Here is a 13,546-nt window from a genome sequence, read left to right as displayed (position 1 = left end):
ATAGAGAGGTCCGGCCCATTCCTGTTACCGGACCTCTCGCCTTATGCTCCAGATCGACAGCCTCGTGTTCAACGCATGGGGACGCCAGTTTTTCAATCGTGCCAGCGTCAGCCTGCCCACCCCCTCCAAGGTCTCTCTCGTGGGGCGGAACGGGGTTGGCAAATCCACACTGTTCAAGCTGATCAAAGGCGAGTTGCAGCCGGATTCCGGTGAAATTTCCATTCCCAAATCCGCCCGCATTGCCGCGGTGGATCAGGAACACCCCGCCACCGCCATCAGCCTGATTGACACCATTCTGGCGGCCGATACGGAACGCGCCACCCTGATGGCCGAGCTGGAAACAGCCGAGCCGGAACGGATGGGCGATATCTGGATGCGGCTGATTGAAATTGATGCCGACAGCGCTCCGTCCCGCGCAGCGGAAATCCTGAACGGTCTTGGTTTCTCCACCGCGGATCTGGACCGCCCGATGGCCGAATTCTCCGGTGGCTGGCGGATGCGCGTGGCGCTGGCCGCCGCCCTGTTCTCCGAGCCCGACCTGCTGCTGCTGGACGAACCGACCAACTATCTGGACCTTGAAGGCGCGCTCTGGCTGGAAGCCCGGCTGGAACGCTACCCGCATTCGGCCCTGATTATCAGCCATGACCGCGAACTGCTGAACAACTCGGTAGATTTCACGCTGCATGTCACGGAAGGCAAGCTGGAACTCTATACCGGCGGGTATGATTCCTTCGAGCGCCAGCGGGCTGAGAAAATCCGCCTGCAAAACGCCACCCGCGCCAAGCAGGAAGCCGAGCGCGCGCATCTGCAATCCTTTGTGGACCGGTTCAAGGCCTCCGCCGCCAAGGCCGCGCAGGCCCAGAGCCGCGTGAAGCGGTTGGCCAAGCTGACACCCATTGAAACCACCATCGAGGCACAGGTTTCCCCCTTCATCCTGCCTTCCCCGCCGCGCCCGCTGGCCCCGCCCCTGCTGCGGCTGGAAAATGTGGAAGTGGGCTACGGGGATGACCCGGCCATTCTGAAAGATCTCGACCTGCGGCTGGATGTGGATGACCGTATCGGCCTGCTGGGCGTGAACGGGGCCGGGAAATCCACCTTCGCCAAGCTGGTGGCGGGCGCTCTTCAGGCGCGGGAGGGGCGCGTTTCCCGCTCCTCCCGCATGGAAGTGGGCTGGTTCCACCAGCATCAGATTGAAGCCTTGGACCCGCAGCAGACCCCGCTGGACATCATGCGCGAAGCCCGGCCAACGGATAGTGACCAGTCTCACCGCTCCCGGCTGGCGCAGTTCGGCATCCATTTTGAAAAGCAGGGCACCAAGGTGGAGGCTCTCTCCGGTGGGGAACGCGCCCGCCTGCTGCTGAACATGGTGGCCATGTCCGCCCCGCATCTGCTGATTCTGGACGAACCGACCAACCATCTGGATATCGACAGCCGCCGCGCCCTGCTGGATGCGCTGAATGAGTATGAAGGCGCGGTGCTGCTGATCACGCATGACCGCTCCCTGATGGAACTGGTGGCGGACCGCCTGTGGCTGGCAGCGGACAACACCATTGTGCCGTTTGATGGCGATATGGATGATTACGCCCGCTTCGTGATCGAACGTGCGCGGGGCGGCACGGCTGCCCCCTCCCAGCGTGCGGCCAAAGAAAAGCGGAAGAAGAAAGAGAAAGCGCAGAAATCCTGAACAGGGCAGCCGGAAGGCCCAAATGCAGAGCCGGAAAGACGCCTGATGCGGATAGCCATCACCCCCAGCCTCTCGCTGGATGACGCGGAACTCTCCTTTACCTACATTCTGGCCTCCGGCCCCGGCGGCCAGAATGTGAACAAGGTGGCCACCGCCGCACAGTTACGGTTTGATGCCGCCGGGTCTCCCTCCCTGCCGGACCGGGTGCGCACACGCGTGCTGGAACTGGCGGGCAGCCGCGCCACGCGGGAGGGGGTGATTGTCATCACCGCCCGCAACTACCGCACCCAGCAGCAGAACCGGGAGGACGCCACGCAACGTCTGGTGGAACTCCTCCGGCAGGCCGCCCACAGGCAGGCTTACCGCGTACCCACCCGCCCCGGCCGCGCCGCCCGCCAGCGGCGGCTGGATGGCAAGGCGCACCGCGCAGGCATCAAGCAGGGCCGCAGCAAGCAGTTTGACAGTTAACCGCCGCCTATCCCAGACGTGAAGCCGCACCCTCTTTTACCCACGCGCGGAATGGGGTTTCATGCGCCTTTAAGGTTTTCCCTGCGTGAGGCGCATCATGACAGCTTCCCTCTCTCCCACCTCCGGCAGCATGACGGCCCTCTGCTTTACAGAACCGGGTAGCCCGGATGTGCTGCACTGTGAGAGCCTGCCCATCCCGCAACCGGGGCGAGGAGAAGTGCTGGTGCGCGTGCTGGCGGCGGGCGTAAACCGGCCGGACCTGATGCAGCGCGCCGGGCTTTACCCGCCCCCGCCAGGAGCCAACCCGCGCCTTGGGCTGGAAATTGCCGGAGAGGTTGTGGCCTGTGGGGCTCCGCTTGAGGGCGTCCGCATGCCAGAACCCGGCAGCAGGGTTTGCGCACTGACCAACGGCGGTGGCTATGCGGAGTATTGTCTTGCTCCCGCCGGGCAGTGCCTGCCATGGCCGGAAGGGTTTGATGCCGTGCAGGCCGCCGCCCTGCCGGAAACATTTTTTACTGTCTGGTCCAACCTCTTCATGCCCAAGCCGGTGGCTGCTGGAGAGCGGGTGCTCATCCACGGGGGGAGCAGCGGGATCGGCATCACCGCCATCCAGCTTGTACGCGCGTTTGGTGGCATTCCGTATGTCACGGCGGGGAGTGCTGAGAAATGCGCGCTCTGTGAAAAGCTTGGGGCCATTGCCATCAATTACCGGGAAGAGGATTTCGCCACCCGCCTGCGTGAACTGACGGACAACACCGGCGTAAACCTTATTCTGGATATGATTGGCGGCGCGTATTTTGACCGCAACCTCAAAAGCCTGAGCGTGGGCGGGCGGCTGGTGATTATTGCCCTCCAGGGCGGCGCCAAGGCAGAGCAGGCCGATCTGGCACGCATTATGACACGCCGGCTGGTGGTGACAGGCAGCACCCTCCGCCCGCAGGACAGCGCCGCCAAGGCGCTCATCGCCCGCCAACTGTATGAGCAGGTCTGGCCCCTGCTTTCCAGCGGTGCCATCAGTCCGCTGATTGATGCCATCCTGCCCTTCTCCGCCGCCGCGCAGGCCCACCGGATGATGGAAGATGGCACGCATCTGGGCCGGATTATTCTGGTGCCCGACGCAAAAGCCTGAGGCCTTTTCACCCCGCGGCTGATGGGGGGAGGGTGCCATGCCCACATCCCCATTCCCCTGAGGGATCCTTTTTCGCTAAAAGAACAGATGTGTTGCCGCCTGCCCGGCCTTTACGGAGTCCGGAGGGGGATGTTTCAATCTCGCACCCTGTTTGAAAAGCTCCGTTCTTTATGGCCCCATCTCTTTCTCTGGCGGACAGGCTTGCTGATGTCCGAACCCGTATGGACAGTGCGGCACGCGCCGCCGGGCGGGACCCTGCGTCCGTCACGCTGGTTGCTGTCTCCAAGTTTCATCCCGCCAGCAGCGTGCAGGAGGCCATAGCCGCGGGCCAGACCGTGTTCGGCGAAAACCGCGTTCAGGAAGCCGCCGCCAAATTCCCGCCCCTGCGGGCACAGAACCCGGACCTGCGCCTGCATCTGATAGGCGGCTTGCAGACAAACAAGGCAAAAGACGCCGTACGCATCGCGGACATGATTGAAAGTCTGGACCGCCCTGCCCTGGCCGATGCGCTCGCCCACGCGGCAGAAAGCCTCGGGCGGATGCCGGACCTTCTGATTGAGGTGAACACGGGGGATGAGCCCCAGAAATTCGGTGTCCCCAAGGAAGAGGCCGACAGCTTTATCCGCCTCTGCCGCCAGCGGTTTGGCGGCAGTCTGCGCGGGCTGATGTGCATCCCCCCGGCGGCAGAGGACCCCACACCGCATTTCCGGCTGCTGCGCAGCATGGCGGAAACACACGGGCTGCCGGTGCTCTCCATGGGCATGTCCGCCGATTATCCTGTGGCCATTGCCGAAGGGGCCACACTGGTGCGCGTGGGCACAGCCATTTTTGGCCCCCGGCCTGCACTGGCGTGATGGCTGATGCCTGATGACTTGCCTTTCCCCTGCTTCAGACCCTATGCAGACGCCGGGACCCGTTTTCCCACGAGCGACGTGGAGCCAGAACTGACATGACAGACCCCCTCAATATTTCCGGAGCAGACCCGCAGTCTGGCACCATCCCCCCTACCGCAGCACATACGGCCCCTCCTCAAACCGAAAAGATGCAGTTTGCGGAATTTGATGCTGACCAGCCACAACACGCAGCCGCTCCTGTCGGTTTTGCGGCGCTGCTGGGCGTGCTGGGTGTCGTGTATGGGGATATCGGGACCAGCCCGCTTTATGCGTTCCGCTCCACGGTGGAGGTTATTTCCGGGCACCACAGCGTGGCGGCGTGGGAAATCATGGGGGTCGCCAGCCTTATTTTCTGGACTCTCATCCTCACCGTCACGGTCAAATATGTCCTGCTGATCATGCGGGCCGACCATAATGGTGAGGGCGGCATTCTCGCCATCATGTCCCTCGCCCAGCGTATGGCCACCACCCCAAAAGCCCGATGGATGCTGGGCCTGGTCGGCATTGTCGGGGCCTGCCTGTTCTTTGGTGATGGCATCATTACTCCGGCCATCTCCGTGCTCTCCGCCATCGAAGGGGTGGAAGTCAGCATCCCCGCCGCGCATGATTTCGTGATTCCCGTCGCCATTCTCGTCATTATCAGCCTGTTCAGCGTGCAATGGATCGGCACCGGCAGGGTCGGGTCCATTTTCGGCCCGGTCATGCTGCTCTGGTTCGGCACGCTGGGCGCGCTGGGTGTTCTGCAAATCCTGCATCACCCCGCAATCCTGATGGCGCTTTCCCCCACCTATGCGCTGGAATTCGTGTTCTACCACGGCAAGCTTTCCTTTCTGGCCCTTGGCTCCGTGGTGCTGTGTGTGACCGGGGCAGAGGCGCTGTATGCGGATATGGGGCATTTCGGCCGCGCGCCCATTTGCTACGCGTGGCTGTTCTTTGTGCTGCCCATGCTGGTGCTGAACTATTTCGGGCAGGCCGCTCTGGTCATTGCGGACCCGAAAGCTCTTGCAAACCCGTTCTTCCTGATGTGCCCACACTGGATGCAGGGGCCGATGGTGATCCTCTCCACCATGGCCACCGTGATTGCCAGCCAGGCCGGAATTTCAGGCGGTTTCTCCATCTGCCGCCAGCTCATCCAGCTTGGCTACATGCCGCGCCTGCGCATTACCCACACCAATGCGGAAGAGGAAGGGCAGATCTACCTGCCCGACTTCAACCGTTTTCTGGCCGTGGGAGCCGTGCTGCTGGTGGTCGCTTTCCGCAGTTCCGATGCCTTGGCCTCCGCCTACGGCATTGCGGTAACAGGCACATTCATCTGCACCTCCATTCTGGCCATTGTGGTGTTCCGCAAGCACTTCCACTGGTCTGCGTGGCATGTGGGCCTCGTGTTCGGAAGCTTTCTGGCGCTGGATGCCATCTTCTTTGCAGCCAACGCCCTGAAAATTCCGGATGGCGGCTGGGTGCCGGTCCTGTTGGGCTGCGTGCTGACCCTGATGATGACAACATGGAAGAAGGGTCGTGGCCTGATTCTGGCCCGCCAGCGGCAGGACAGCCTGCCGATGGGGTCTTTCATCGCCCGCCTGCCGCAGTCCCGCATCATCCGCGTACCGGGCATGGCTGTGTTCATGACAGGCACACCGGACTTCGTGCCGCCCTGCCTGCTGCATAACCTCCGCCACAACAAGATCCTGCATGACCACATCCTGTTTGTAACCGTGCAGAACCTTGACCAGCCGGAAGCTGACCGCGGCCACCGTGTGGCTGTGGAAGAACTGGCCCCCAATATCTACCGTGTCATCCTGCGGTACGGCTTTATGGAAATGCCCAATATCCCCCGCGCACTGGAAGACCTGAAATCCAACGGGGTGGATTTTGACTCCCTTCAGGCCTCCTACTTCACATCCCGTGAGCTCATCACCCGCTCTTCCGTGCCGCGCATCTCGCACTGGCGGATGTCCCTGTTCCTGTTCATGGCCCGGAACTCTACCTCCAGCATGGAATTCTTCCGCATTCCGCCAGACCGCGTGGTGCAGCTTGGCGTGAAGGTGGCTATCTGACCGACGTGCGCGAAACCGAGCCTCTCGCGCTCTACATCCACTGGCCGTTCTGTCTGGCCAAATGCCCGTACTGTGATTTCAATTCGCATGTACGGGAACGGATGCCTGAAGCCCGCTTTGCCGCCGCCCTGCGCACGGAACTGGCGCACGATGCCGCACGGCTGGGCCGCCGGAAGCTGGGGTCCATCTTCTTCGGGGGCGGCACCCCTTCCCTCATGGCTCCTGAAAGTGTGGCCGCCCTGATTGCGGATGCCACAACCCTGTTCGAGCCATTACCGGACCTTGAAATCACGCTGGAAGCCAACCCCACCAGCGTAGAGGCTGGCCGCCTGAGCGCCTTCCGGCAGGCGGGTGTGAACCGGGTTTCTCTGGGTATTCAGGCGCTGGATGATGCCGCACTGGCTTTTCTGGGGCGCGAACATTCGGCACGGCAGGCGCTGGCGGCTCTGGAAACCGCCCGCGCCCTGTTTCCCCGTATCACGTTTGACCTGATTTACGCCCGCCCCGGCCAGACACTGGCAGACTGGCAGGCGGAGCTGGATACCGCGCTGAGTCTGGTGGCGGACCATGTCTCGCTCTATCAGCTTACCATCGAACCCGGCACGAAATTTGAAGCCCTTTACCGCACCGGTGCCTTCACCCTGCCGGATGAAGATGCCGCGGCCACACTGTATCAGGAAACCGCCACTGTTACGGCGCGGCACGGGCTGGCAGATTATGAAGTCTCCAACTACGCCCGCCCCGGCAGCGAAAGCCGCCATAACCTGACCTACTGGCGCTACGGCGATTATCTGGGCCTTGGCCCCGGCGCGCATGGGCGCATCACTCAGGGCGAAAACCTGTTTGCCACCCGCCGCCATCGCGCACCGGAACCGTGGGCGGATCTGGTGGAACGCACCGGCACAGGCCAGACATCACAGGAGGCGCTGGACCCGACCGACCGTGCACGGGAAATGCTGCTGATGGGCCTACGCGTGACAGAAGGCGTGAACACCTCCCGCTTTACCGCCCGCACCGGCCTAGAGCTGCACGAGGCACTGGACCCCGTGATTCTGAACGCCGCCCTTGAAGAAGGGTATCTGGAGCAAAGTGCTCAAACCCTGCGCACCACCCCGGAAGGCCGCCTGCGGCTGGAAGCCCTGCTGGGCGCACTGGTGCTGTAAACTCCCCCCGACACAAAGCGCTCAAAACGCCACGCCATAGCGCGCGGCAACCAGACTGCTGAACTGCCTCTAGGCGTGGGGCTGCCTGTTCGTATAGGCTTGGGGCTTCTGTTTCATCCTCTCTGCCAGCCGAGGTTTTTCATGCGCCCGCGCTCCCTGCCCCGCCGTCCTTTCCTGCGGCTGACCACCGCCCTTGCCGCAACACTGGCCGTGCTGTGCGCCACGCCCCCGGTGCGGGCACAGGACAAAGCCGAGACACCGGAACTGGTGATTGAAGACAACGATTTTCTTGGGCCCGGCGGTTCGGATATCCAGTCCACCATCCCGCTTCTGGCCAACCCGCACATCAAGGTGCTGGGCTTTACCGTCAGCACTGGCGATGACTGGGAAAATGCTGAATCCGCCCACCTGCGCCGCTTTCTCGAAATCGCCCATCGGGAGGATATCCCGGTGGCGGATGGCGCTGTCTATCCACTGATCAACTCCGTTGCTCTCATGCGCCTGCATGAGCAGCAATACGGCACCATTCCGTGGAAAGGCGCATGGGGTGGGCTGGGCTCCATGGCCAATGTGCCCTCCACCCAGCCACCGCTGCCAAAACTTGCGGAAGGCACGCCCAAAACACCGGCCATTGCGGAACCAGCCGCCCTGTTCCTGATCCGCATGGTGCATGCGCACCCGCATCAGGTTACCATTTTTGAAGCTGGGCCTATGACCAATCTGGCACTGGCCATCCGCCTGGACCCCACCTTTGCCGCCACGGCCAAACAGCTTGTTTTCATGGGTGGTCTGATTGACACCAACATGATGTCCATCATCGGCAATGCGGATTTTGCCTCTGACTTCAACATGATTTTTGATCCTGAAGCCGCCCATATCACGCTGACAGCCCCGTGGCCCGCCATTACCGTTGTGGGCAATCTCTCCAATGACATCATGATGACCAAGCCCTACATGGCACGCATTGCCAACAAGGCGACGCCTGTCACCCGCTATATGAGCCAGTATATGGCACCATTGCCCCTGTGGGATGAAATGGCCGCCGCCATTGCGGCTGACCCGTCACTGGTGCAGCAGTCTGTCAAAGCTTATATGGATGTGGAAACCACTAAAGGCTTCAGCTACGGCCACGCCCATGTCTGGCCCAAGGACCTGGTCCCTGTTGGCATGGGTGTGCGGGAAGTCACCCTGGTGCAGAAAATCGACACCACAAAGTTTCTGGAAAATTTCGTTAAGCAGGCACAGGGATTGTAAAACGGATTGCTCTTCAGGCGGCCAGTCCTGAAGAGCGTTCCCTTTCCAACGTGGAGACCTGTAAGCCGCTCAGGGTTGCAGTGTTCCGCTCCAGCACTCCACAGGCGTACCCATAATCACGAGGCATTTCTGACCGTTTGGATACGTAACTATCAGATGATGGTGCGTTTGCGTGACATCCTGCAGATACGATGAGACATCATGACCGGACGTACGAGAAACAGTTGCCTGCGCTTTTGGGGACGTTCCTGTACAAGAGATCAGCAAGTCGGCAAGAGGCATAGAAACTAGCAGAATGGTCTTGAATGCCTTCATGTGAACAGTCTTCCTTCTCTGCCCGCCATCAAGACTGCTGGATCCATTCATTCACTTCCTGAAATTTTCCAGCGTCAGTCCATTCAATCCGGCTTCAAACCATAAGGGGTCACAATGTCACCTTCTGCTCTCAACCTCATCAAACTGGTTGTCGGTGTCAGTTCGGTTGAAGAGCTGGCGGCCCGGCAGAAAGACCCGCACAACACACGCCCGCACCCTGACCACAAAGTCCGGCTGCCGGTTGTGCACACCCGGACTTTTCCCCGCCAGAGCGAGGAAATCCTGAAGGGTGGCTCTTTATACCGCGTCATCAGCGGTCTTATTCAGTGCCGCCAGACTGTGCTGGACCTGCAAACCGAAACCCGAGCAGATGGCACACAGGGCACGCTTATCCTGCTCTCCCCCGAAATTATCCGGGTTGAACCCCGCGCCATGCGCCCCTTTCAGGGATGGCGCTACCTGAAAGGCAGTGATGCGCCGCTGGATCTTTCCGGTTCCGGTCTTTCTGAGCTACCCCCACTTTTGCAAAAGGAACTGACTTTGCTGGGGTTATGAAAACCATACCCGCACCCCCTCAGCATGTCACAATGCCGGCTTAAAGCTCCCAGTCCGGTTCACAAAGCTTCAGAGCGCGCCTTGCCACACATCAGATAGGCACAAAGAAACCCCTTCAAAAAAGAAGGGGTTTTCTCAAATCAACTCAGAAAAAAACCTGAAACTTAGAAGTTCATTCCAGCCTGCAGGAGGAAGCTGCGGCCAGCATACCAGCCACTGTAAGTGGCACTGTTGCTGTTGCTGGAGGTATCGACCAGGAACGGCGGCTGCTTGTCTGCCAGATTCTGGATTTCAAACTGAAGGTTCCAGCGCTTGTAGTTGTAGTTGAACGTCAGATCCTGAAGCACCATGGCAGGTGTCTTAACACGACCATACCCATCAGATTTGTAGATGGTGTAGGAGCCGTCGTTCCAGTGCATCCCGCTCATATACTGCATCATGTAGGTCACGCTGAAGTTGTTATGATGCCATGACAAGGAAGCATAATCACGCACAGTCGGATTGGACGTACCATTTGCCTGATAGGTAATGGAACCCAAGTAGTTGTAGTGCTCACCACCCGGAATCTGCTGCTGCTTGTAGCTGACCAGACGCTGGAAATTATTTTCAACCAGAAACCAGTCTGCATCAGACACACGGAAGCGATAGCTCAGATCCCAGTCAACACCGCTGGTGGTAAGTGCACCAAGATTGGCGTTGAGTGCAGAAACCGTGTTGATCTGGCCGTTACCCAGACGGTTGACATACTGGCACATACCCGGCGCGGAACCCGTATAGCACCCATCAAGCACATACTGCGTAGACAGCGCACCAATGGTATCAGACACGCGATAATGCCAGAAAGAAGCACTGGTTGAAAGACCACGGACCCAATGCGGCGTGAACGTCGCACCGAACGTATAGGTACGGCCCACTTCCGGGCGCAGTTTGGGGTTACCCCCAATCAGCGTGGGAACCTGACCGGAACCAGATTGCTGGAATGTGTTCGGATTGATGTTGTTCTTCATGCAGTTTGCCATAACGGCAGCCTGACGGCCGCCATATGTGCCAATCTGGGTCATATCGCACGGATCATTCGCACCGAGGTAGCTCATGACCGTGCCGCCATACATTTCAGACACGCTGGGCTGACGGAAAGACGTGCCCAGAGTACCACGGAAGGCGACATCCTGTGTGGGAGCCCAGTTGATACCGGCTTTCCAGTTATAGGTGCTACCAAATGTATTATAAGTCGAATAGCGACCCTGCCCATCAATTGACAGGTTTTTGGCAAACGGCACATTGTGCAGCAGCGTCAGATTACCTTCCAGATAGGCTTCTGACACATCAAAGCCGCCGCTGGTTGCAGCCACAGTGTTGGTCAGTGACCCACCCTGCTGGATCAGGGCATCCGGGCGGTAGCTCATCTGCTCACCACGATGTTCCATGCCCAGAGCGATACCAAGGTCACCACCGCCTTTGTACGGCATTTTCACAACATGATCGTTATGAATCCGCATGTTGGTGTCACGCATCGTGTACTGGGAGTGATCATGCTGGGTATAATTAGCATAATTTGCCGCATTGGGTGACAGGGTAGCCAGCGCGCTGGACGGCACACACCCGGCATACCCTGCACAGGCGTTTGGATTATAGATCAGGTCACTTGCCGGATCACCCGCTGTTGCGGACTGAAGACCCCATTCCCGCAGCAGATTGGCATAATTCCCCACGCCTGACGTCTGGTAGCTGGCCATGGTGGAACCGTAGGTGAAAGAGGCATCATACATCCAGCCCGCTGCGATTTCACCACTGGCACCGACTTTGGCTGTCAGGCTGTCAATCGCACTTTCAGATTTACGAGGGCCGAACTCTGCCATACGGCGGTACATCTGCAGTTCTTCACCGCTTGTGTTCCCGGGATAATCCGTTGGAATCAAGATAGAGCTCGGCAGGTCAGACGGCGGCACACTGCCCGTGGCAGGCATGGGTGCTATCTGTGTCCAGGATGTTTTGTGGCTGTAAAGCACATTGGAATACAGCGTAAAATGCTTGTCAAAATTATAATGCGCATCACCCATCAGACTCGCGTTCTGCGTCTGATTGAGCAATGAGGAATCCTTATTGTAATTGTAACGGCTAGACTTGCTGTAGGGGATCAAGCCGCCCTGATTATCGCTGTTATACAGAGAGGCGCCAGTGTTCGGGTCAAAGAACTTACCGCTGGTTGCTGTACCAGAGCCATACATGACGCTTGAAGGATTGGCAGGATTGTTCGCCTGCGGATAACGAGACCACGCACGATCTTTCTGCATGACACCGCCCTGCGTGTCATACTGCCCAAAAACAGTAATGTTGCCGCGGTCATGATCAAAATTAAAGCCTTTATAGGCTGAAATCAGACCGGTACGGTTGTCGCCACGCTGCGTGATATCACCACGCAGATTCACACCGCCTGTGGTCAGATTATGCCTGAGCTTGATATTGATAACACCAGAGACGGCATCCGCCCCGTACAGTTCAGAGCCACCATCCTTCAGGATTTCCACGGACTGGACTGCCATAACCGGCAGCGTATTCAGATCCACGCAGGACATCGTGCTGTCACCGCTCTGGGTCATACGCTTGCCGTCAATCAGCACCAGCACACGATTACTGCCCAGATTACGCAGATCCGTGCAAGAAATCCCGTCCCCACCATTCGTATCCGCATTGCTGCGTCCGCTAGACCCGATGGAGGGCATACGCTGCAGGAAGTCACCTACACTCGTCACACCCGTCTGCTGAATATCCCTGGCACTGATGATCTGCACAGGATTGGGGCTGGTATTCCGGCCCTGACGCAGGAACGAACCCGTGACCACGACATTCTCAGCCTCACCAGCAACCGCGGCGCTGCTGCGAGCCTGTTTGATTGTTCTGGCAGAAGATGTCGTTGTGGCTTTGATCGGCTCAACTGAAGGCGTCACGGCCCTCTGCTGCACAACCTTTTTCGCGCTGCGCGCCTTATGTGTCACGCCAGCCGTTTTTGTAATACCGGCCCGTGTTGTCTTTGCTGACGCGGCATCAGCCAGAACAGGTGTGGCCGCTGCAAAAACAGGCAAAGCATAAAGCAGGGTAAAAGAGAGCGGCAGACGCTTCTTCCCGCGGTCAGTATGAGACATGGATGCTTCCCGGCAAGATGTTACATTTTAATGTCGTTGGTATTTCCGAATTAAGAAATGCTTCTCCATGTGTCATCCAAAAATTTCGATGCAAAAACCTTTTCCAAAAATATGCGACATTTTAAGCACACCAGATATGCAACAAAAACTGTTTATTTCCTTGAAAACCGTAAAAAATGGACAAAAATTGCTTTTGATTCATAATTTTCTTCTCATAAATTAAGATGGTTTTGAAACCATTCTGTGTTGCTTAATTGCTACAAGCCCTATCTGACTCGTCCCTCTATCCCCCTCAGTCATAAGATTACGCCCAGTCGACCCAGAGGCACCCCTTAAAATCTGGACCTGTACCTGTTCGACTTTCAGAGAGCACAAGCGCCGTGGATGGAAGGCATCGCGCTGTCATCAATCTCACCATTCTTAAGTATCTGGAGCACATACATGGCGCAGCCAACGGCCCTTTCTGCTCTACATAAAACTTTCCAAGAGCCCATGGCAGATCAATCCTTCCTTCAGAGAGAAACGATACAAGTCTTCGTCTCCATCACATGGGCACCACCCAACCAGAAGCTTGCGCCTTTTCCAGTCCACTATCGGCGTCCGATGCGAAAAATCCCGGCACGTCAGACTCTAAAAAGGATACCCACACATCAGACCTGATGACGGTCTGTCGATTGGGCTTGGGCAGGCCACATGCCAAAACACTCTGCTGGTTGATCCATGCAGGGTCGTTTTGTGCTCAAGCCTACTCACACGGCAGCGAACGGCGATGTCCCGAAAAAATCTTGCTTAACTAAACGTTGGGCAACTTTGACATGAAGTGTCTCACTTCCAGTTTACCCGGCAAAGGTGTTGGACTGGCGTCTTTCAAAAAGATCGATGCCATGC

The 13,546-nt window shown here is 58.5% G+C and carries 9 protein-coding genes; 8 read left to right on the top strand and 1 reads right to left on the bottom strand.

Translation table 11 applies throughout. The annotated features are described in order from the left end of the window. The first annotated feature begins 43 nt into the window (after window positions 1–43). The 8 genes from GOB82_RS08855 to GOB82_RS08820 all read left to right on the top strand — a co-directional run bounded on the left by GOB82_RS08855 (window position 44) and on the right by GOB82_RS08820 (window position 9,515). Window positions 44–1,684: an ABC-F family ATP-binding cassette domain-containing protein gene (locus tag GOB82_RS08855; protein WP_166122218.1), complete on the top strand. Its 1,641-nt coding sequence runs from the start codon at window positions 44–46 to the stop codon at window positions 1,682–1,684. Between the two features lie 45 nt (window positions 1,685–1,729). After that, complete coding sequence (gene arfB / locus GOB82_RS08850; protein ID WP_166122216.1) at window positions 1,730–2,152, top strand: alternative ribosome rescue aminoacyl-tRNA hydrolase ArfB; 423 nt, start codon at window positions 1,730–1,732, stop codon at window positions 2,150–2,152. Window positions 2,153–2,249: 97 nt separating this feature from the next. Beyond that, on the top strand, window positions 2,250–3,281 hold the full coding sequence (locus GOB82_RS08845; protein ID WP_242007300.1) for an NAD(P)H-quinone oxidoreductase: 1,032 nt from the start codon (window positions 2,250–2,252) through the stop codon (window positions 3,279–3,281). 170 nt (window positions 3,282–3,451) lie between these two features. Beyond that, window positions 3,452–4,135 (top strand): YggS family pyridoxal phosphate-dependent enzyme, encoded by a 684-nt coding sequence (locus tag GOB82_RS08840; RefSeq protein WP_166122214.1) that lies wholly within the window; start codon window positions 3,452–3,454, stop codon window positions 4,133–4,135. A gap of 95 nt (window positions 4,136–4,230) precedes the next feature. Further along, window positions 4,231–6,228, top strand: coding sequence for a potassium transporter Kup (locus tag GOB82_RS08835; RefSeq protein WP_194300434.1), 1,998 nt, complete (start codon window positions 4,231–4,233; stop codon window positions 6,226–6,228). Further along, window positions 6,225–7,391 (top strand): radical SAM family heme chaperone HemW, encoded by a 1,167-nt coding sequence (gene hemW / locus GOB82_RS08830; protein ID WP_194300437.1) that lies wholly within the window; start codon window positions 6,225–6,227, stop codon window positions 7,389–7,391. Before GOB82_RS08835 ends, hemW begins: the two co-directional genes overlap by 4 nt. Window positions 7,392–7,532: 141 nt before the next feature. Further along, window positions 7,533–8,645 (top strand): nucleoside hydrolase, encoded by a 1,113-nt coding sequence (locus GOB82_RS08825; RefSeq protein ID WP_166122210.1) that lies wholly within the window; start codon window positions 7,533–7,535, stop codon window positions 8,643–8,645. A 429-nt stretch (window positions 8,646–9,074) separates the two neighbouring features. Then, on the top strand, window positions 9,075–9,515 hold the full coding sequence (locus GOB82_RS08820) for a DUF1489 family protein (protein WP_166122208.1): 441 nt from the start codon (window positions 9,075–9,077) through the stop codon (window positions 9,513–9,515). A 164-nt stretch (window positions 9,516–9,679) separates the two neighbouring features. Here GOB82_RS08820 and GOB82_RS08815 read toward each other — a convergent pair whose 3' ends face one another. Then, the gene (locus tag GOB82_RS08815; protein ID WP_242007299.1) at window positions 9,680–12,658 is read right to left on the bottom strand and encodes a TonB-dependent receptor domain-containing protein; all 2,979 of its coding nucleotides are present in this window, start codon (window positions 12,656–12,658) and stop codon (window positions 9,680–9,682) included. Window positions 12,659–13,546 lie beyond the last annotated feature (888 nt).

It is taken from the genome of Acetobacter farinalis (assembly GCF_011516935.1).
Lineage (GTDB): Bacteria > Pseudomonadota > Alphaproteobacteria > Acetobacterales > Acetobacteraceae > Acetobacter > Acetobacter farinalis.
Note: the sequence above shows the minus strand (reverse complement) of the source record. Positions and strands in the feature narration are given on the sequence as shown.